Here is a 20,818-nt window from a genome sequence, read left to right on the forward strand (position 1 = left end):
TCGAATGCTGCTTATGGTATAATCAAGGGCGCATTACCAAGAGATTTTGTACTCCACTTTTTATATAAAGGATGTCACAACCATATGCCGATGCGGTTTCTGCAATACGGATTAATTATCGTTCCAGCAGTACTGTACCTGTTGATGCTGCCCTTGGAAAATGAAGCCGTCTACACCTTGTATGTCATCATTGCGCTTGGACTCTCCGTGTGGAAAGATTTTATCCGTTCAAGTACACAGCAATGGCTGTTGCTGCTGGCCGAAATACTCTGGAGCTGCTGGCTGATTGCTTCGTATGGACCATTCATGTTATTCCTCTCTCTATCCGTGCTCTACGTGTATATATACAGACTGGAGGGAAGTCGGAGATGGTTGATGTTTGCAATTCAGCTTGTCGCTAACAATGTCGCTTTGCATTGGCAATATTCTGTCCCACAGGCATCGCAGCCAGGGTTAACCACACTAAATACAACCGCCACTACATTACTCTCCACAGAGACAACCGCGATGGTTCTTGGCAACCTGCTTCTGCTCATCACAGCGGCTCTGTCCTGGCAGGGATCAAGAACGGCGAACAGCCGCGGACAACTGGAACAAGTCTATGACGAGCTTCGCAGCAAACATTACGAGCTACAAGAAGCGCGTGCGCAACTGCTGTTATTTACAAAGCAACTTGAAGGAGCGGCTCAGGCAGAGGAACGTACCCGTATTTCAAGACAGCTTCATGACGATATCGGCCATCGACTGATTCGCACCAAAATGATGTCGGAAGCCGCCCTGCTGACCCTTCCCCTGAATATGGAACAAGGAACGGAAATGGTGAGACAGATTCGCGATCAATTGGCCGATAGTATGGATGATATGCGCAGCACACTACACAAACTGCAACCTAATTCCTATGCATCCGAAGCCTACGCCCTGGATCGTCTCCTAGAGGAAGTGGGCAGAGATACCGGCGTGAAGACAAATTATGAAGTTCATGGCCCATCTCATGTGCTGTATCCCAGCATACAAATTGTTTTATTCAAAAATGCCAAAGAAGCCCTGACCAATGCCCTGCGACATGGAAATGCTACTTCGATCACAGTGGAGTTGGTATTCGGGGATCAAGAAGTGTGTATGCGTGTGAGTAATAATGGCAAAATCAATCCTCATTTTTCCAAGCGAAATGGCATAGGACAGGAAGGTATGCTTCTGCGCACACAAATGGTGGGAGGAGCCCTGGAGATTCAATCGGCTTATCCGTATACAGTGATTACACGCATTCCAATAACGAACCAGTTGAATATACTCTGAAAAAAGGAAGTGAATGTTCTCATGTCTGAACGTAATGATGTGAACAACAACAATGATTCAGCCCAACTCCCACTTATTCGGCTGATTCTCGCAGACGATGATTACTTCATTCGTGAGAGCCTGAAAGTGCTGCTTGGACTCGACTCCGGCATTAGTGTTACAGGCACAGCCTCAAATGGACAGGAAGCGTTGGAATTGCTTGAAGCAGGGACGTCTGCGGACGTGGTGTTAATGGATATTCGGATGCCGGAATGTGACGGAGTTGAAGGTACCAAACGCATCAAGGCACGTTTTCCTGAAATCCAGGTGCTCATGCTGACTACGTTTGACGACGATGAGTATATTATTCAGGCATTACAGAATGGAGCAAGCGGTTATTTGCTCAAAAATGTTCCACCCGAGCGGATTATTCAAGGCATCAAGACCGTACATAACGGTGATATGTTAATTCATCCGGATATTGCCCGCAAATTGGCAGGCCTTCTTCGTCCCGCTGCCACTCCCTTGACACAGAACCCAATCGAAGCCTATGGACTGACACGTATGGAGCTGGCGGTTGCCGAGGCCATATCGGAGGGGTTGTCCAATAAGGAAATTGCCGCCAAACTGTTCCTCAGTGAAGGCACCGTCAAAAACTATGTCACGGATATTCTCGGTAAGTTGAGCTTGCGTGATCGGACCCAAATCGCCATCTTTATGTTAAAACAATAACAAAAAAGGTATTTCCCTTGCCTGTGACGGCGCTCGGAAATACCTTTTTCATTGCTTGATTTATGCAACATACTTCATCACGTATGCTTAGTTGTTACATCTCTATGGACCCTTTATCACTGCCCACAGGGGCGGGCGGTAACGCCAAGGGAGCTTCGTCCCTGAGTGGTTTTTTCAGACGGGCAAACAATTTGAGGTTGATGATATGGAACAACGTCAGTGGACGTAACCGAATCGCCCAAACCTCGTGATTGTCCGGTGCCATAATGACCCCAAGCTGATGATGCTCCCCTTCATAGATCGCTCGTTGCATGAACTTGCTTTCTCCCTGGTGATTTCGCACCTCAAGTTTGCAAAAAGCCGGGTTCATCCGCAGGGCACGATGTAACTCTTCCGGTGAATGAACCAACTTACCATTCACCTTGTACAATGTCTCACCTGCTTCAATCCCCAAATCCGCTGCAGGACTCTCCGGAATAACAGCCAATACCTTCAGGCCATGCTGCGGATGGACAAATACCGGACTGCGGTTTTGCTCTTCAAACGCGCTGTACCATACCAGAAATTCATGTCCAATAAATGCGATAAGCGCAGCAACCACTATGAGTGGAGACCACCATGCAGCAAGCAAACTGAACACAAGCAAAGTTGCCCCGTATATCATCAACCGCTTTGATGAGATCTGTACCTTTTGTCCCGGAAGCATACTCTGCGTTATCTCACCAAATCCGAGCATAATCGGCAACGCAACCAGCATGTAACTATGACCTGCATTCATCAGTGGATTCCATATCAGCTCCGCGTCACCTCCTGTGACTGGAACAAGAATTAGTAGAGGAATGGCCCAGAACTGCTGCAGTTGATATCCCCCAACCAGTTTCCCGCGTTTTCCCTCGAAGAGAAGTGGTGATGCCATCGATACCCCCTGCATGCGTACCAACAAGGCTTCACCCATATGTAGAAGGGCAGCCAGGACAAGCAGTGCAGGCATATCCAGGGTACGTAGCGTTTCCGTGATAGTGCCCATCCAACCCGATGGTTGCCAGCCTGAAGCCACATTCAAACCAAATTGCAGCACACCCAGTAACCCGGTCGCATAAGCAAAGCACAGATACCGGATACGGAATAAGGATAGAATTAATGTTGCAGCCCATATGCATATCAGGCTTCCCAGTGTAAGGTGTGCACCGAGGAATAGGGACACGATCGAGACAATGGTACCGATGAGTATGCCTCCGAGCACCGCACGAATCGTCTGTGTTATCGAGCTTTGCAAACGGACATGAAACAATTTACGCTCCTGTAGTAACTGACGATGATAGATCAGCGCAATCAGGATCACCGCAATATAATAAAACGGCTGAATAAACAACTGCAACAAAGCTTCCCCTAATGTAGTTAACCACGGCCATACCCATTCCATTGTGGTCGGTCACCCCTCTCTTTCAGCCGGTTCAGAAAAAAAGAAGGCTGAAAATCAGCCTTCTTTATGGCTTCGACACAGCGGACGAAATATCCTTTGAGACATTTTCGATCGCGCGTTTCAGCTGTGCATCATATTGAGGATTGGCAATACGTTCAATCAGAGCCGCTTCCAGTGATTCAGCGGTTTTCTCGTCAATCTGGCCTGTAGCCTGAATGCCTTTTTGCTTCTGGAATGCCTTGACCGCTTCTTCCGTCTTCTGGTCGTAGTATCCATCCACACGATCCGGTTTGAAATCGAGTCCTCTCAGCATCGTCTGCGCACTTTTCACATCCGAGCTATTGCTGTCATATTTCAGTGGTAACTTCTCTTTGTTAATCGGTGCCACCGAGAAATAATCCGGCTGGTCTACCGCAATATCCGGTTTAATTCCTTTTTCATGAATCCAGTCTCCGTTCGGAGTGAGCCACTTGGCAATAGTGATCTTCAGCAAGCTGCCATCACCCATCTGCTTGTCATAACTCGTCTGGACGGTTCCTTTACCAAAGGAGTTTTCACCAATCAACTTAGCACCTGCTGACTGTTGTAATGCACCGGCCAAAATCTCCGACGCACTCGCACTGCCTTTGTTCATCAGGACTGTGACTGGGTAAGCTTTGGCTGATCCATTGGACTTGCTTTGTTCCTTTTTGCCGTTCTTGTCTTCAACCTGCACAATAACCTTGCCTTTAGGAACAAACTGTTCAGCAATATCAATAACAACTTGCAATACACCGCCTGGGTCATTCCGTACGTCGATGACCAGACCTTTCATGTTCTGCTTCTCAAGCTTCGCCAACTCTTCCTTAAAGCGATCACCTGTATTCAAAGAGAATTGAGTAATGGCAATAACGCCAATTCCGCCATCCTCCATGTGAGCATATACGGTCTCCAGATCAATATCATCCCGTACAATGACAAATTCAATCAGCTCGGAAGATCCAGCACGTTTGACCTGTACCTTCGCTTCACTGCCCTTGGGACCTCTGATTTTGTTAACAGCCTTGTTCAGTTCCAAACCTTGCAAGGATTCACCGTTGACCGACATAATCATGTCTTTTGCACGAATACCCGCTTTCTCGGCAGGAGATCCTTTGATTGGGGAAACAACAACAACGTTTCCATCCTGTGAGGATACCTCTGCGCCAATACCGGTAAATGAACCTTCGATCGACTCTTCAAACTGAGCAGCCGTTTCCTGCCCCATATAGTTGGAGTACGGATCACCAAGTGATTCCATCATGCCGTTGATCGCACCGTCAATCAATTTGGTCTGATCCACGTCCTTATAATAGTTGCTGGAGATCAAATCCATCGCAGTTTCAATCTTTTTCAAATCGTTCTTCTGCTGTGTATTGCCGGTTACACTAGCCAGCAAACCTTCGCCCGCTGTGGTTTGGTTTGCTATTCCCGGGTAAGTCATTAGTACCAGGGTTAGCAAACTACCACCCAGGAGACCCACAATGACAAGCAGTAGCGCCGATCTTTTCTTCATCATCCGTTTGTCACCGCCTTTAGTTTTGAAGCGTGTCCGATTCCATTGTTGCCAGAATCCATTCCCTGAACATGCCAGCTTAGTATATGTCTAGCTTGTACGGAATATGTTTTTTCCATTCGAACGATGGAGCAATAATTACAAATAGTTCATCGGATTTACAGCGGTACCGTTGTCTCTCACTTCAAAGTGCAAGTGAGGTCCAGTAGAGTTCCCTGTATTTCCTGACTCCGCAATGGTATCCCCTTTGCTTACTGTGTCTCCCTTGCTGACTTTGAATCCACCTTCGCGCAAGTGACCATATAACGTCCATAGTCCACCGCCGTGGTCCACAATAACCGTATAACCATAACCGCTATACCATTCAGCCATGATCACGATTCCGCCAGAAGCAGCATGAACCGAAGTTCCCTGAGGAACAGCAAAATCGACACCGGCATGCATTTTACCCACTACGCCCGTAATTGGATGGGTACGGGGGCCGAATCCAGAAGAAATACGTCCTCCAGATACCGGTCTGGAGAAGATACCATTACCGGATGAATACGTGACCTCACTGCTACTATCCGAACTCACTCTAGTAGGCGCCTTGGCTGCAGCTTTCGCCCGAGCCGCTGCTGCGGCTTTTGCTTTGGCTGCGGCAGCCGCCTGCTGTTCACGCAATTTATTTTTCTCTTGAAGAAGTGCCGAACGTTTGCTGGCAATCTGCATTAATACATCTTCCTGCTCTTGTGTCAGCTCTTCTGACTCTTCAATTTTAGCATCATATGAAGCGAGAAGCACTTGCTTTTCCGCTTCTTTTTCATTCAATTGGGACTTACGCTGTTTCTTCTGTGCATACAGGCTCTTGGCTTCCGCATATTGCACATCCAATTCTGCCTTTTTGTCCACGACAAGTTGCTTGTCCGCTTTGTGCTCATCCAGCAGATGCTGATCCTGATCCACAATCGTTTTGAGTGAATCCGCACGGGTCAGGAAGTCAGTGAAGCTAGTAGAGGACAACAATACATCCAGATAGGATACAGCACCGTCCGTATACATCAGGCGCACGCGTGACTCCAACAATTTTTCCCTTGCAACAATGCGTTCTTCTGCCGCTTGCAGATCTTTTTTCGTTGTACGAAGATCTTCCTCCGTGTTCTCGATCTGCAAGGATACACTCGCCAGTTCATCACTAACGACATTGATCTGTTCCATAACAACCTTCAGATAAGCGTTGGTTTTGTTCTTGTAATGCTGTGCTTCCTTTTTGTTGGAAGCCGCTTTTTTTTGCTCCTGCTTGGCAGAAGCCGCCTTGCTCTCCAGTTGCTGAATCTGTTGGTCAATATCGCTGATGCTACTCTTGGCATATCCGTCAGAAGGTTGAAGCGTCAAACTGGCCAATAACGTAAAGGCCAGCAGCGAAGCGGTTTTTTTCAAAATGATGATCCCCCATCCTATGATTTCACAAGAAAGCAACCTGCACAGGTGGTGAACAGCATGTTCTTTGCTTTCTTCAATCTTAAAAGACTCCGTCTTTCCTACATATCGTCAAACAGCGTCCATTAATGAACCTGCTTTACCATTCTTTTCGACATATTCTGCAATTCGATCGTTGAAAACAAAATTAAACGTTGAGTGATTTCCGAATGGACAGTGTACTTCCCAAAATACCTACCAGCACACCAAGTCCGATCAACAGTGTTCCAAACAGCCCCCAGATTTCGCCGAGCGGGATCAAGTTAAGCATCTGCATGAAAACATCCTGACCAATCGTCTTCATCAACTGGCTGTATCCAACAAACAGCACACCAACCGTAATGACCGAGCCAATAAATCCAATGAGTGCACCTTCAATAAAGAAAGGCCAGCGAATAAAGGTATTGGTTGCGCCAACCAGCTTCATAATTCCGATCTCCCGGCGACGTGCCAGAATCGTTACGCGAATCGTATTCGAGATCAGGAACATGGACATGAGACCCAGTCCCCCGACAAAAATAAATCCGATGTTACGAACAAGCTTCGTAAATTTGAACAACACTTCCACCGTTTCCTTGCCGTAGTTCACTTTCATGATCGGCTTCTCCGGGTGTTTTTCGTTCAAAGCTTCGATTTTTTGCGCCACAAAAGTGACGGTTTCCGGTTCAATGACCTCAACTTCAATGGTCTCCGGCAGTGGGTTGTTGTCCACATCGAAACCGCTAAGCACGTTATCTGCGCTCTCTCCAAGACGCTCACGGAACTCCTTGAGTCCTTCTTCCTTGGAAACAAAACGAATCTCACTTACTTCAGGCATCGCACTGATTTCTTGCTCCAGTGTGTTACGCAGGTTCTCGTCCACATTCAGTTCGAGGAACGTGCTGATCTCCACCTGGCTATCAACCTGATTCGCCATGGAGTTCACATTGAGGACCAGTAACATAAACACACCAAGAATCAATAGCGACACAATGATGGACATGATGGAGGCCACAGACATCCAGCCGTTGCGGAATACGTTTTTGAATCCCTCCCGCAGATGGCGCAAGAGAGTACTAAAATTCATAACCGTATTCCCCTCTCATCTGATCCCGTACAATCTGTCCACGTTCAATCGCAATTACCCGCTTACGCATCGTATTCACGATATCTTTGTTGTGGGTTGCCATAACAATGGTTGTTCCCCGGAAATTGATCTCATCCAGCAGTTGCATAATGCCCCACGACGTCTCCGGATCGAGGTTACCTGTAGGCTCATCCGCGATAATAACCGATGGGTTATTGACGATAGCCCGTGCAATGGCAATACGTTGCTGTTCTCCACCTGAGAGCTGTGAAGGTTCGCGATTTGCCTTGCTCCGCAGTCCCACCAAGTCGAGCACTTCCATCACCCGTTTTTTGATATGACGCTTCGGTGCTTCAATAACTTCCATGGCAAATGCCACATTCTCAAATGCTGTCATCCGTGGCAGCAGACGAAAATCCTGGAACACAACGCCGATGTTACGACGCACATAAGGAATCTTTCTTGGCTTCAACTTACCAATATTAAATCCGTTAATGGATATTTGTCCTTTGGTCGGAACTTCTTCTCTGTACATCAATTTCATAAATGTCGATTTACCTGCTCCGGACGGACCGACGATATAAACAAATTCATTGCGGTCGATCTTCACCGATACCCCTTGTAATGCGTGGGTCCCATTGGCGTAGGTCTTCCACACGTCCTGCATTTCTATCACATCATCACTTCCTGCTCGCATAGTTAGCCATTATCATTTCGACACAATCCCGGCATTTCCTTTAAAAAGACCTGAATTTCATCAGGGAAAAATCCACTTCGTTCCTGTTTCAATGGTGAAGCATGGATTCATATGAAGTTTATTGTAACAAATTTGTTACCTATTGAGTACCCGAAAGTTTTCCTGCATTGGATCATATATATAGAAAGTGTTACAAAGTCGGGAACAACTGAAGTATAAAGGAGCGTACGGTTATGAAAAAAATACATTTGACGGTCATTGTTCTATTCTCCATCCTCTTGATCGGCTCCGCGTCTTATGGATTGCTGTATATGTACGTGAATCAACCTGCCCTGCCCAAAAACGTTCATGTTGGCGGCATGCTGGTGGAGGGGAAGAATCGCAAGAACGTATTGCATGAATTGGATGAGCAGATCCAAAAGCTGGAGGACTGGCCTGTCACCTTTGAAGTGACTGAACCCAACCCCCAGACGATGTCGTATAGCGCAGCTCAGGTGGGGGTGAGCTACAACGTTAACAGCTTGAAATCCGCGATACAACAGCTGGAGGAAGGTAACCTGTGGGAACGCGCTTATGCACGTTATCATTTTCCGAAAGAGTTCTCTCTCGATATGACCTACAACTCAAGACCACTCCAAGAACATCTCAGCCCTGCCTGGGAAAAAGAAACCTTCGGTACACCTGCGGACGCTGTTCGCCGCATTACCACAAGTGACAAAGTCCAGTATATCCCGGAAAAGGGCGTCCGCCGCATTGATTGGGATACACTCACAAGTCTCATTCAGACCAAGTTGCACCGAGATTTCAGTGTACTGAACCCGGATGAAAAACCAGCCCCATTGCTGATCCAGGTACCACTGTATACGCTGAAACCTGAAGTAACTCTTGATTCGCTGCGCCAGGAAGGCATTGACCGAAAGATCATCCAGTTCTCCACGGGTCTGGGCAATAGTAGTGAAGGCCGGATACATAATGTCAGCGCAGCAGCGGAAGCGATTAACGGCATGATTTTGCCACCAGATGCCACATTCGATTATGAGAAGGTCGTCCGTAAAGCTGAAAAGGAGTATGGGTTTCGTGAGGCCCCGGTCATTGTTAATGGCAGACTAACCCCCGGAATTGGCGGGGGAATCTGTCAGGTATCCAGTACGGTGTATAACGCAGCGCTATTGACGGGTCTTGATATTATTGAGCGTCGCAACCATTCCCTGCCGGTCAAATATTTGCCCAAAGGACTGGATGCCACCTTTGCCTCGGGAGCCATCAATTTTCGCTTCAAGAACAATACAGGAAAATCCTTACTCATTCATGCAGAGGTGAAGAACCATCAATTGATGGTGAAATTTTTCGGCACATTCCCGGAGAATGTCAGCTATGCACTTGAATCTCGCACCATTGAAACATTAAGTGTTCCGGTAAAGTATGTGTCCAGTACTGTACTGCCTGATGGTGCACAGCAGGTGCTGCAAGACGGACAGCCTGGATATATTGTTGAGACGGTAAGAACCAAGAGACTGGACGGCAAAGTGGTCGAATCCAAAACGATTACACGGGATACGTACAAAGCTCAGAATCGTCTAATTGCCCGCTCCGGTCATAGCAGCTTGCCAGATCCACAAGAACCTTCTGTTGTCGAGGATGGTATTAGCGATACGAAGCAACCTTAATTTTTTTCAAAGCAACCGACAACTTACAGATCACGGAATGGTACAAACAAGGTCCTGCCGTAATTCATGGATAAGGATAAGCTGATCACACGAAAACAAAAAGACACACTTCACGTCCCTTTTGAGGATAAGCGAGAAGTGTGTCTCTACATTTTCAAGATATGTTATTCGAGTTTTACCAAGCTACAATCAGCTTTACTACCGTAACTTACAGTTTACTGCATTACGGTTTAGTGACCGCCAGTGTATTCGCCTTGCTCTTCGCCTACAACCATCTTCTCTCTTCCCATGAAGAAGGAAGCGACCAACGCGAGTGCAGCCGGAATTACAGCCCAGGCAAATAACTGTACGATGGAAGAAGACAGGGCATGTGTGATGGTATCCAGCACCTGAGGCGGAATCGCCTGTCTAAGTTCTGGTGAGAGTAGCGCATGTGGATCGGTCAGATCCACTCCCTGCGGCACGCCACCCGCTGAAGCACCACCTGCTTCCGCAGCTGAACCAGCGAGAGCATCGTTCATTTTACGCGTAAATACCTGGCTCTGTACGATACCAAAGATCGTAATGCCCATCGTCATACCGAGGGACCGCAAAAAGTTAAGTGTGGAGCTTGCCGCACCGCGTCTTTGCGGTTCAAACGCATTCATGGCTGCATTGCTAAGTACGGAGAACGAAGCACCGACACCCAGACCAACCATCACCATGTAGATACGTATCGTCCAAAGGGATGAGTTCTCATCCAACGTAGTCAACAATCCAAGTCCTATGACAAGTAAAGCCAACGTAGGAATCATGATATTACGATACTTGATTTTGGTCATCAACACCCCGCCCAAGGACGCCGTCACAACGGACCCAAGCATCATGGGCAGCAGCACAAGACCGGAGTTGGTCGCTTTACCACCGAGTACCCCCTGTATGAAGATCGGAATGTACACGGATGCTGTAATGAACGCCGCACCACTGAACATACCAATAACGTTACTGGACCAGTAGACCCGGTTGCGGAACATGCTGAAGGAGATGATTGGTTCTTTGGCTTTGGTTTCTGCAAAAAGGAAGAGCAGCGCTAATGCTACAAATCCGGCAAACAAGCCAAGAATCTGCCAGGAACCCCAGGCAAATGTTTTGCCGCCCAGTTCCAGACCAAAGATCAGGCACACAACAGCACCGATCAGTGTTACAGCACCCAGCCAGTCGATCTGTTGGGATTGATGCTGATGGGATTCTTTATAGAAGAACGCAATAAACACAAATGCAATCAAGCCTAGCGGCAGGTTGATATAGAATACCCATTCCCATGTCGCATACTGGGTAATGTAAGCACCGAGCAGAGGTCCGAATACGCTGGAGAGGCCAAAGACGGCTCCAAACAATCCACCCAATTTACCACGAGATTCTGGTGCAACGACATCAAACATGATCGTAAAGGCAATCGGCACCAGGGCCCCCGCACCAATACCTTGAATCGCTCTGTACATCGTCAATTCCACAATAGACGTTGCCGTTCCGCACAGCGCTGAGCCAAGCATAAACACAATAATACCAAATACAAAAAACTTCTTCCGTCCATACATATCGGATAACTTACCGAAGATCGGCATCCCTGCCATCTCAGCCACCATGTACGCGGAGGTAACCCAGACGAACTTGTCGAGCCCACCCAGCTTCCCGACAATATCCCCCATAGCTGTTGCCACGATGGTATTATCCATCGAAGCCATTAGTATGCTGAGCAGTAACCCTGCCAGCACCAATCCAATACTGTTTTTACGTGCAGCCATTGTACTCAATCTCTCCATTCACGCTCTATTCATATGACTGCATTAGTATATCCGAAAAGAAGTCTGCGTTAATCAGTCCAAGGACCGATTGCTTTGCAGCAAAACTTCCGATTGCGGATGAATTTGCAGAGATGAACGGTATTCCACTGTACCAATCCGGCAGCCAGGACCGATTTTTATTTTATCGCCACGGACAATCTCTGCCTCCGTATTCTCTAATTCAATATCATCACCTTCAATAACCTGTGCTTTGAGAATTGACTTACTCCCCGTAAACAAGTCATTCAACCGGCCACTCTTCACCGAGATGATGGAACCACCCATTTCCTTGACCTCGGATGGACCCATGATTTTGAGTGTCATGTGTTCAGCGCTTAGCATCCCCGCTATCGTCAAACGCCCGTTCAGCTTGATATTTTCCGCCTGACAATCCCCTGACAGATGAAGTTCACCGACCACTTTTATATGCTCAGCTTTGGCATGCAGGCCAGATGCCTGGATTCCATCCTCACCATCGTTGCTGGTCTCTCGCTCTGTTAGAGTCAGGGTTCCGGTAATTTTAATATCTGTGGATTCAAGCGATCCGTATATGACCGATGTACCCGTACATTTGAATCGTTCACAAGATAGATTGTCGTTAAAGGACGCGTCCCCTACGACCTTGATCTTGCCGTACACGCCACCAGAAGAACTGCCATCACCAACGATGCTGATATCCATTTTTTTGTCCAATGAACGCCCAGGATTGTTATTCATGTCGATCCCATCCCTTTCTCTCCATATCCAAACTTTAAATTCGCTGACTGCTGCCCACCTTGGCATCCTGATCTACCTCAAGTTCACCTGAATACTCAACCAGTCTGATGTTACAGCCGCGACCGATAAAAATGTTACTCCCCCGAACAATGTCAGCTTCGGTATCTTCCAGCACAATCTCATCACCCTCAATTAAGGAAGTCTTAAATGAAGGAGTCCCGCCCAGACCAATACTTTTCCAAAAGCCATTCTGTTGTTCCTTGCGACGAATATCGATACGCTCTCCGCCAATCTCTTTAGCCGAAGATGATGTATGCAGCCTGATCTCCACTGTTCCCGCATTCAGTAAACCGCTGATCTTAATATTGCCCCGTACATTCAGGGACTCACATTGGACATCCCCTTCAATATCGATCACACCGCCAATATCAATTCGTTCCCCATCCACTCTTCCACGTACGGTACACTTTCCGTTCACTTCAAGCTCAGGGCTATGGAGATCTCCGTTAATCGTCGTCAAACCATCCACCCGAACACGAGAACTGGTCAGAGGTCCATTCAACGTGCACATGCCGTTAATCGCTGCACTCTCGGAGGTCAAAGCGCCATGCATCTTCAATGTTCCATTCACTTCCATAGAGGTGCAGTCCAGGTTGCCGTTCACCTTAGCCATGCCATCAATAGATACACGGTGAAAATTCCCGCCTGCCGTTTGACTTATGCCCGCCACATTCAGATCATTCCGCTTATTCCGCTCTTCCATAGATGAACCTCTCCTTATCCCAATTTGAGTTTTAATTCTTCCATAAATGTTCCCATCGGCTGCCTAAGAACCACTTTCACACCATTGTCAAAATAAAACTCCGTTCCTGCTGTTACCAGCATGAATGAAGGAACACCCATCTTACGAATAAGCACGAGTTCGCTGGGTTTGCCAGTAAAACGATAATAATGTTCGGACATCACTTCGATCAGCAACGCACCCTCTTGCCGAGTAATATCTCCGCTCATTAACAGCTTATCAAGGACGTAGAGCATCATAATCTGCTCCAAAGCATACAGCGGTTGTTCTCGACCTGCTTCTTTTAACAGATCCAGCGAGATCTGTGAAACAATGTTTCGCTCTAATAGTTGCTGTGCAGACATCTCTACTTCACCCAACGTAGGTGAAAACACGTCTGCCAGCTCATCCAGCGATAATCCGTCTTTCATATTGAGAATCTTGTCAATGCGCAGTAAAATCTGTTGTTTGGGGAAAAAGGTCTCTTGTCCGGTGTAGGACGACTTCCGAATGAACCATTCTTCCGGAATGAGATTTTTTCGCTTCCAACGGTATAACTGGCCGTATGAGATTCCTGTCAGGTCCAACAATTCTTTCTTGGAGATCAAATCATCCGTCATATATGGTCCCCCTTTTTATTGAAATGAGTGTAACATAACATTGTTACGTTGTAAACCACATTGAAAAATCGATGATCAGATTACAGACTCCCATTTTAACCATTGGTGTGAGTTTCTTTGTTTTCTACTGTAGATCTTGTTATTGCAATGGAAGAGTAATGCGTATAACCTGTTACATATAAACACTTTGAGGCCTAGGCATCCGATTTCCATCCCATCGTCTCATGTCAGAACACGTGGTTAACGAACTTATGAAAGGGGTTTCTTATACTCATGGCACTTATTAAATGTGATTTTTACTCGGATACGCTCGGGCTTAGCACCAGCATGCATGTCATTCTGCCGCAACAAACCCACAATCAGATCGGCATGGAGAATGTGACTGGCAAAGGACTACACCCAACCCTGTACCTGCTGCACGGCCTGTCTGATGATGATTCCATCTGGCTGCGTCGGACTTCCATCGAACGTTATGTGGCCAACCTCGGGATCGCCGTTGTTATGCCACAGGTTCACCGCAGCTTCTATACAGATATGGTAGAAGGCGGACGTTATTGGAGCTTTATCAGTGAAGAACTCCCGGCACTTGCTCGTTCTTTCTTCCCACTCTCAGACCAACGGGAGGACAATTTCGTTGCCGGATTATCCATGGGTGGCTATGGGGCGTTCAAGCTGGCCCTTCGTAAACCAGATCAATATGTTGCAGCTGCCAGTTTGTCTGGAGCACTCGATATGTCTGCACATATGGATAGAAACGCATCCTCAGCATTGCAACAGACGGAGTTACAACGTATTTTCGGACCAGAGGTGGCAGGCACCGAGAATGATCTGATCCATCTGTTAAAAGAAAATCAATCTAGCGAAAATCCTCGACCTTTGCTCTACCAATGCTGCGGAACGGAAGATTTCCTGTATGAGGATAATCAAACCTTCCGTCAAGCCTGTGAACAGACGAACTTCGAACTGACATACGATGAAGGGCCTGGTGAACATGAGTGGGGCTACTGGGATGCCAAGATTCAGGATGTATTGAAATGGTTGCCTTTACAAAAGCGCGATTAGTGGAGAATTGCAATGGAGCTACCAGGAGTAACTAAACTGGTACTCCGCTAGTACAACAACCTACCTTCCGTTCGCGGTTGAGTTCAATATATCTAGGGCACATCGCTGTACAACACAAAGAAGCAGGCCGTTGAGAACAAAGTTCTCTGGCCTGCTTCTTTGTTGTACTGTTGTATCTGTAAGTGTACCTTATAGTAGCGGTGGTATTAACCGCGGTTCGTAATCCATTGCTCGGTGATCTCCAGTACCTTCTCACTGCGTCCAATCGCTTCAGCAACTTGACCCGAAGCTGTCCCGCCGTAAACATTACGAGCGTTCACTACCGCTTCCGGTTGCAGCACATCATAGATCCGGTCATCAAACAGTGGTGAGAACTGACGGAATTCATCAATCGTCAGATCCAGCAAATACTTGCTGTTCTGGATGCAGTACAGCACCGTTTTACCAATCACTTCATGCGCCTGACGGAAAGGCAAACCTTCGCCTACGAGGAAGTCGGCAATATCCGTAGCATTGGAGAAATCCTGGTTGACCGCTTGACGCATCCGATCCTTGTTCACTGTCATTGTCGCGATCATTGGAGCAAACAGTTGCAGCGCACCCTCCAGCGTCGCTACTGTGTCAAACATACCTTCTTTGTCTTCCTGCATGTCTTTGTTGTATGCCAGTGGAAGAGATTTCAGTACCGTCAGCAAACCGATCAGGTTGCCGTACACACGTCCTGTTTTACCACGCACGAGTTCAGGAACGTCCGGATTTTTCTTCTGAGGCATGATGCTGCTGCCTGTGCAGAATGCGTCGTCCAATTCCACAAAACCAAACTCCGTGCTGCTCCACAGTACCAACTCTTCGCTCAAACGGGACAAGTGAGTCATGATCAGCGAAGCTGCCGCCAGAAACTCAACGATAAAGTCACGGTCGCTTACTGCGTCCAGACTGTTCTCGTAAACCCCATCAAAGCCCAGTTGTTCCGCGACAAAATGACGGTCAATCGGGAATGTTGTGCCCGCGAGCGCACCTGCGCCCAGTGGCAGGATGTTAATGCGTTTGTAGCTGTCCATCAGACGCTCCGCATCCCGTTGGAACATGGATACATACGCCATCAGGTGATGAGCGAACAGAATCGGCTGTGCCCGTTGAAGATGCGTATAACCCGGTACGATGGTATCGAGGTTATCTTTCGCTTGTCCAATCAGTGCTTCCTGCAAGGAATGCAGCATGCCTACAAATCCAACGACGCGCTCACGCAGGTACAGGTGCATATCCGTTGCAACTTGATCGTTCCGGCTACGGCCTGTATGTAATTTACCGCCTACAGGACCAATCGTCTCGATCAGGTTTTTCTCAATATTCATGTGGATGTCTTCGTCCGATACGGAGAATTCCACTTCGCCCGCACGGATTTTGTGCAGAACGGTGATCAATCCTTCTTTGATGGTCTCTACATCTTCCGCTGGCAGAATGCCGCATTTGCCCAGCATCGTTACATGAGCCAGACTTCCTTGAATATCTTCCTCAGCCAAGGCCTTGTCAAAATTGATCGATGCCGTATATTCCTCAACCAAATGATTGGTTTGTTTTGTAAAACGTCCTCCCCACAGCTTGCTCACGGTGAGTACTCCCCTTTCGCTCATGGACAAAGCCGCTCCTGCCAGATGTGCAAGAACGGCCTGCCTTGTCATTTATATTGATATAGCTCTATAGATGCAGGTTGAAATTAGTTTTTGTTTTGCTCCACGCCGGAGTTTACTTTCAAACGCAGTGCATTCAGGCGGATAAAGCCTGTTGCATCACCTTGATCGTAGGCTTGCGTTGGATCAGCTTCCATGGTTGCGATGTCCGGATTGTAGAGGCTGACAGGACTTTTCACACCTGCGCCGATGATGTTGCCTTTGTACAGTTTCACACGAACCGTACCTGTTACGTTCTTCTGGCTTTCAGTCACCAGCGCTTGCAGCGCCAGACGTTCCGGTGCGAACCAGAAGCCGTTGTAAACGAGTGTGCTGTAACGTGTGATCAGGCTATCACGCAGGTTCATCACTTCACGGTCCATCGTGATGGATTCCATTTTGCGGTGTGCTGTGAACAGGATTGTTCCACCTGGTGTTTCGTATACGCCACGGCTCTTCATACCAACAAAACGGTTCTCAACCATATCTACACGGCCAATACCATGTTTGCCACCCAGCTCGTTCAGTTGCTCCATCACTTGCAGCGGGCTCAGGCGCTCACCGTTCAGTGCAACACAGTCACCTTGTTCGAATTCCAGTTCAACATATTCCGCTTGATCTGGTGCATCTTCAGGTGCACTGCTCAGCAGGAACATGTCTTTGTTCTCGTCCGCGCTTGGATCGAACCAAGGATCTTCGAGCACACCGCTCTCATAGCTGATATGCAGCAAGTTACGGTCTGTGGAGTATGGTTTAGCCGCAGAAGCGGTTACCGGAATGCCATGTTTCTCAGCGTACGCGATCATCTCGGCACGTCCCGGGAATTGGTTACGGAATTCTTCCAGACGCCAAGGTGCAATTACGTTAATATCTGGTGTCAGTGCAGCCGCGTTCAACTCAAACCGAACTTGATCATTTCCTTTACCTGTAGCGCCGTGAGCGATGGCTGTAGCACCTTCTGCACGAGCGATGTCCACCATACGTTTAGCGATCAGTGGACGAGCAATACTTGTGCCAAGCAGGTATTGTCCTTCATAGAGGGCACCTGCCTGGAACATCGGATAGATAAAATCTTTTGCGAATTCATCGCGTAGATCGTCGATGTATACTTTGGAAGCGCCTGTTGCCAGTGCTTTTTCCTCCAAACCGTCCAATTCATCCTTTTGTCCAATATCCGCTGTGAAAGCGATAATCTCTGCATCATACGTTTCTTTCAACCATTTCAAAATTACAGATGTGTCCAACCCGCCTGAATACGCGAGTACAATTTTTTCCTTAGCCATGTTCAATGGTCCTCCCCAAGATCAGTTAAGTTAAACAGAGCCTTCATACACTGAATCCTACGAGCCAGAAAATCCTTCCGATCACTGTTATCCCCAGATTTTTTTCATCCCTTTATGACAAAGGGTAAAATCCGGGGATAAAGGTGAACGCTTCGCTTCTTCAGGCTTTTTCTGTCTCTCCGTGTTTGTGTATGCTTCTTATTTAATTAACTTTTTAAAGTACATTATAGATGAATCTATCATCGCGAAATCTGCGCCTAAAATCAACCCATAAAGGCAAATAGCATCTATTCGCTCATTAATGCAGCCATTAATGCTTTCTGTGCATGCAAGCGATTCTCCGCCTGATCAAAGATCAGGGAGTTCGGTCCGTCAATTACACCGGCACTCACTTCTTCGCCGCGGTGTGCTGGCAGACAGTGCAAGAACATGTAGTCCGGCTTCGCGCCTTTCATCAGTTCCTCGTCCACTTGATATGCCGCAAATGCCTGCTCACGAATCTTCTGCTCTTCTTCAAAGCCCATGCTCGCCCATACATCCGTATACACGATATCTGCATCTTTGGCTGCTTCTTGTGCACTGTAGGTTACAGTCACTTCAGAACCGCTCTCCTGTGCGATAATGCGCGCCTGCTCCACAACTGCGCTATCCGGCTCATAACCTTCTGGCGTTGCTACAGCAACATGCATTCCCATCTTCGCTGCTCCGAGCATCAGGGAGTGTGCCATGTTGTTGCCATCTCCGATGTAAGCCATTTTCAGACCTGCGAGCTTGCCTTTGTGCTCCAGCACCGTTTGGAAGTCTGCCAGTACCTGACAAGGATGCGCTGCATCGCTCAGGCCGTTAATGACCGGAACATCGGCATGCTCTGCCAGTTCAGTTACATTATGGTGTCCAAAGGTACGGATCATGATGCCGTCCAGGTAGCGGGACAATACTTTGGCTGTATCATGTGTTGTTTCCCCGCGACCCAGCTGGATATCATTTTTGCTCAGGAAGAGCGCGTGTCCGCCCAATTGGAACATACCCACTTCAAAGGATACACGCGTACGTGTGGATGATTTTTCAAAAATAAGTCCGATCGTTTTGCCTTTCAACGGTTGAAAAGGTACACCGCTTTTTTGCTTGCCTTTAATCTCAATTGCGAGATCAAGCAGATAACGAATTTCCTCTGCTGTGTAGTCCGTGAATTCGATAAAATCCCGGCCTCTCAGATCAATTTTCTGAATCTTTTCCGTCTGTTGTGCTGTCATCTATAATGTCCTCCTTATTTCCGGTTCCCTGCACCCGCATGGGCAGAAGAGAGCAACGTTGACACTTTGTTTGGATGCTTCTCAAGTTTATTCATTTCCACCTTCTGCAAGTTCACCGCGCGGCTACAGGGATTCATCATCTCGCTCTGCTTCGAGGCCGGTAATGGCCCCGAGACAGAAAGGTTCTCATTTTTATGTTAGGCTTTCGCCGCTACGTGCTCTTCGATCAATGTGGCTACCAAGGATACCGCCTCGTCGATCTCTTCTTTGCTCACATACAGGTTCGGAAGCAAACGAATCACATTCGGTCCTGCAGAGACAAACAAGATACCGCGTTTTTGCCCAGCAAGTACAATATCACCTACCGGCTCAGCACATTCGATGCCGACCAACAATCCCAAGCCACGAACTTCCTTCACAAAGGAATTACCCACCAAACGATTCCGCAGGGAGCTCATCAGGTATTCACCCATCTCCGCTGCACGCTCTGGCAAGCGATCTTCCAGCATCGTTTCAATTGTTGCGATTACAACGGATGAAGCTAGTGGTGTTCCACCAAATGTCGTCGCATGGCTACCTGGCGTGAACGCATCCCGCAGGAAACCTTTACCCAACATCGCGCCTACAGGAAAACCACTGCCGATGCCTTTGGCAACGGTGAACACGTCTGGCTCAATGCCATAATGTTCGTGCGCAAACAATTTACCCGTACGTCCCATTCCTGTTTGTACTTCATCGACAATCAACAGCAACCCATGCTCGTCACACAATTTCCGTACATGTTTGACGAATTCCGGTTCAACCGGATATACACCACCCTCGGCCTGAACCATTTCCAGCATAATAGCTGCTGTGTTGGGTCCAATTGCCGCTTCAAGGGCAGGGATATCATGCAAAGGTACAGTTACAAATCCGGCTGGCAATGGTAAAAATCCTTCTTTCACCTTATCCTGTCCGGTTGCTGTCAGCGTTGCGAGTGTCCGTCCATGGAAGGACTGGGCAAAGGTGATCACTTCATAGCGATCTGTGCCTTTCACCTTTTGGTGATAACGACGTGCAACTTTGATAGCTGCTTCATTCGCTTCGGCACCACTGTTGCAGAAAAACACTGCATCAGCGCATGTATTGGCTGTCAGCAATGCTGCTGCTTTCTCCTGGCCTGGAATCTGGAACAGGTTGGACACATGCCACAACTCATCAATCTGAGCTTTCAGCTTGGCTCCAACTTTCTCCGGTGCATGGCCCAGGCTAGTTACAGCGAGTCCGCACATAAAATCGAGATAACGGTTGCCCTGGTCATCCCACAACAAGCTGCCTTTACCTTTGACCAGACTGATTGGATAACGCGCATACGTTTGGAAAAGCGAGCTTTCCGTCTGTGCGGCTGCACCGGTTGCTGTTGCGCCCGCTACCGCTGTGCCAGAACCTGGCTGTTCGTTGCCTTTTGCCATGACCCTATCACTCCTTATTGGTTGGTACAACGGCAATTATATAAGAGCTTTTATACACTAGATCACTCCGATTGCGGAACCATCTTCCGAACGTATGCATACTACACTTCGATGACAGAACAACCTTCCGATCGCTGTTATCCCTGGATTTTTTTTATTCCCCTTCAATGGGGAAAATCCTGTGATAAAGGCGCACGCTCCGCTTCTTCAGGTTATTTCTGTCCTCTCCGTTATGCATTTTTATTCTTCAGATTGGTTCTGCACCCTACGATATGTGAGTGTAATATTAGATTTCTTATATAAAAA

The 20,818-nt window shown here is 47.7% G+C and carries 17 protein-coding genes; 4 read left to right on the forward strand and 13 right to left on the reverse strand.

Features of this window, described 5'->3' with window-relative positions; translation table 11 throughout:
• Positions 1-84 precede the first annotated feature (84 nt).
• Positions 85-1,296, forward strand: coding sequence for a sensor histidine kinase (locus tag MHH25_RS27575; RefSeq protein ID WP_340018611.1), 1,212 nt, complete (start codon positions 85-87; stop codon positions 1,294-1,296).
• A gap of 21 nt (positions 1,297-1,317) precedes the next feature.
• Positions 1,318-2,007 (forward strand): response regulator transcription factor, encoded by a 690-nt coding sequence (locus MHH25_RS27580; protein ID WP_340018612.1) that lies wholly within the window; start codon positions 1,318-1,320, stop codon positions 2,005-2,007.
• Positions 2,008-2,101: 94 nt separating this feature from the next.
• Here MHH25_RS27580 and MHH25_RS27585 read toward each other — a convergent pair whose 3' ends face one another.
• The 5 genes from MHH25_RS27585 to ftsE all read right to left on the reverse strand — a co-directional run bounded on the left by MHH25_RS27585 (position 2,102) and on the right by ftsE (position 8,164).
• Positions 2,102-3,430: a PDZ domain-containing protein gene (locus MHH25_RS27585; protein WP_340018613.1), complete on the reverse strand. Its 1,329-nt coding sequence runs from the start codon at positions 3,428-3,430 to the stop codon at positions 2,102-2,104.
• A gap of 64 nt (positions 3,431-3,494) precedes the next feature.
• Positions 3,495-4,967, reverse strand: a complete 1,473-nt coding sequence (locus tag MHH25_RS27590; RefSeq protein WP_237177463.1) for a S41 family peptidase — start codon at positions 4,965-4,967, stop codon at positions 3,495-3,497.
• 135 nt (positions 4,968-5,102) lie between these two features.
• Complete coding sequence (locus MHH25_RS27595) at positions 5,103-6,383, reverse strand: M23 family metallopeptidase (protein ID WP_036612408.1); 1,281 nt, start codon at positions 6,381-6,383, stop codon at positions 5,103-5,105.
• A gap of 187 nt (positions 6,384-6,570) precedes the next feature.
• On the reverse strand, positions 6,571-7,488 hold the full coding sequence (ftsX, locus tag MHH25_RS27600; protein WP_036612410.1) for a permease-like cell division protein FtsX: 918 nt from the start codon (positions 7,486-7,488) through the stop codon (positions 6,571-6,573).
• Positions 7,478-8,164, reverse strand: a complete 687-nt coding sequence (gene ftsE, locus MHH25_RS27605; RefSeq protein ID WP_024631580.1) for a cell division ATP-binding protein FtsE — start codon at positions 8,162-8,164, stop codon at positions 7,478-7,480. Before ftsE ends, ftsX begins: the two co-directional genes overlap by 11 nt.
• A gap of 254 nt (positions 8,165-8,418) precedes the next feature.
• Here ftsE and MHH25_RS27610 point away from each other — a divergent pair, with 254 nt between their 5' ends.
• A complete protein-coding gene (locus MHH25_RS27610; protein WP_340018614.1) occupies positions 8,419-9,852 on the forward strand; it encodes a VanW family protein in 1,434 nt (477 codons plus the stop codon).
• 230 nt (positions 9,853-10,082) lie between these two features.
• On the opposite strand, the gene MHH25_RS27615 is transcribed toward MHH25_RS27610, so the two are convergent.
• The 4 genes from MHH25_RS27615 to MHH25_RS27630 form a co-directional block, all read right to left on the reverse strand.
• On the reverse strand, positions 10,083-11,636 hold the full coding sequence (locus tag MHH25_RS27615; protein ID WP_076319186.1) for an MDR family MFS transporter: 1,554 nt from the start codon (positions 11,634-11,636) through the stop codon (positions 10,083-10,085).
• Positions 11,637-11,708: 72 nt separating this feature from the next.
• A complete protein-coding gene (locus MHH25_RS27620) occupies positions 11,709-12,392 on the reverse strand; it encodes a hypothetical protein (protein ID WP_340018615.1) in 684 nt (227 codons plus the stop codon).
• Positions 12,393-12,426: 34 nt separating this feature from the next.
• Positions 12,427-13,155: a polymer-forming cytoskeletal protein gene (locus MHH25_RS27625; protein WP_047840647.1), complete on the reverse strand. Its 729-nt coding sequence runs from the start codon at positions 13,153-13,155 to the stop codon at positions 12,427-12,429.
• A gap of 14 nt (positions 13,156-13,169) precedes the next feature.
• Positions 13,170-13,793 carry a YhbD family protein gene (locus MHH25_RS27630; RefSeq protein ID WP_036612427.1) on the reverse strand — a complete coding sequence of 208 codons (624 nt, stop codon included), beginning with the start codon at positions 13,791-13,793 and terminating at the stop codon, positions 13,170-13,172.
• Positions 13,794-14,066: 273 nt separating this feature from the next.
• Here MHH25_RS27630 and MHH25_RS27635 point away from each other — a divergent pair, with 273 nt between their 5' ends.
• On the forward strand, positions 14,067-14,855 hold the full coding sequence (locus MHH25_RS27635) for an alpha/beta hydrolase family protein (RefSeq protein ID WP_100528445.1): 789 nt from the start codon (positions 14,067-14,069) through the stop codon (positions 14,853-14,855).
• A gap of 206 nt (positions 14,856-15,061) precedes the next feature.
• Here MHH25_RS27635 and argH read toward each other — a convergent pair whose 3' ends face one another.
• From argH to MHH25_RS27655, 4 genes are all read right to left on the reverse strand, one after another.
• Positions 15,062-16,465, reverse strand: a complete 1,404-nt coding sequence (argH, locus tag MHH25_RS27640; protein ID WP_036612430.1) for an argininosuccinate lyase — start codon at positions 16,463-16,465, stop codon at positions 15,062-15,064.
• 107 nt (positions 16,466-16,572) lie between these two features.
• On the reverse strand, positions 16,573-17,808 hold the full coding sequence (locus MHH25_RS27645; RefSeq protein WP_017692004.1) for an argininosuccinate synthase: 1,236 nt from the start codon (positions 17,806-17,808) through the stop codon (positions 16,573-16,575).
• 287 nt (positions 17,809-18,095) lie between these two features.
• Positions 18,096-19,061, reverse strand: coding sequence for an ornithine carbamoyltransferase (gene argF, locus MHH25_RS27650; RefSeq protein ID WP_047840650.1), 966 nt, complete (start codon positions 19,059-19,061; stop codon positions 18,096-18,098).
• 197 nt (positions 19,062-19,258) lie between these two features.
• Positions 19,259-20,512, reverse strand: a complete 1,254-nt coding sequence (locus MHH25_RS27655; protein WP_340018616.1) for an aspartate aminotransferase family protein — start codon at positions 20,510-20,512, stop codon at positions 19,259-19,261.
• Positions 20,513-20,818: the final 306 nt, after the last annotated feature.

It is taken from the genome of Paenibacillus sp. FSL H3-0457 (genome assembly GCF_037981725.1).
In the GTDB taxonomy this organism is placed as follows: Bacteria; Bacillota; Bacilli; order Paenibacillales; family Paenibacillaceae; genus Paenibacillus; species Paenibacillus amylolyticus.

Bases quoted from the DNA above. Each gene is read 5' to 3' on its own strand.
- MHH25_RS27585 (WP_340018613.1), bottom strand. From the start codon at position 3,430: ATGGAATGGGTATGGCCGTGGTTAACTACATTAGGGGAAGCTTTGTTG.
- MHH25_RS27625 (WP_047840647.1), bottom strand. From the start codon at position 13,155: ATGGAAGAGCGGAATAAGCGGAATGATCTGAATGTGGCGGGCATAAGT.
- MHH25_RS27610 (WP_340018614.1), top strand. From the start codon at position 8,419: ATGAAAAAAATACATTTGACGGTCATTGTTCTATTCTCCATCCTCTTG.
- MHH25_RS27645 (WP_017692004.1), bottom strand. From the start codon at position 17,808: ATGGCTAAGGAAAAAATTGTACTCGCGTATTCAGGCGGGTTGGACACA.
- MHH25_RS27615 (WP_076319186.1), bottom strand. From the start codon at position 11,636: ATGGCTGCACGTAAAAACAGTATTGGATTGGTGCTGGCAGGGTTACTG.
- MHH25_RS27590 (WP_237177463.1), bottom strand. From the start codon at position 4,967: ATGATGAAGAAAAGATCGGCGCTACTGCTTGTCATTGTGGGTCTCCTG.
- MHH25_RS27620 (WP_340018615.1), bottom strand. From the start codon at position 12,392: ATGAATAACAATCCTGGGCGTTCATTGGACAAAAAAATGGATATCAGC.
- MHH25_RS27575 (WP_340018611.1), top strand. From the start codon at position 85: ATGCCGATGCGGTTTCTGCAATACGGATTAATTATCGTTCCAGCAGTA.
- MHH25_RS27630 (WP_036612427.1), bottom strand. From the start codon at position 13,793: ATGACGGATGATTTGATCTCCAAGAAAGAATTGTTGGACCTGACAGGA.
- MHH25_RS27635 (WP_100528445.1), top strand. From the start codon at position 14,067: ATGGCACTTATTAAATGTGATTTTTACTCGGATACGCTCGGGCTTAGC.
- argF (WP_047840650.1), bottom strand. From the start codon at position 19,061: ATGACAGCACAACAGACGGAAAAGATTCAGAAAATTGATCTGAGAGGC.
- MHH25_RS27580 (WP_340018612.1), top strand. From the start codon at position 1,318: ATGTCTGAACGTAATGATGTGAACAACAACAATGATTCAGCCCAACTC.
- ftsX (WP_036612410.1), bottom strand. From the start codon at position 7,488: ATGAATTTTAGTACTCTCTTGCGCCATCTGCGGGAGGGATTCAAAAAC.
- MHH25_RS27655 (WP_340018616.1), bottom strand. From the start codon at position 20,512: ATGGCAAAAGGCAACGAACAGCCAGGTTCTGGCACAGCGGTAGCGGGC.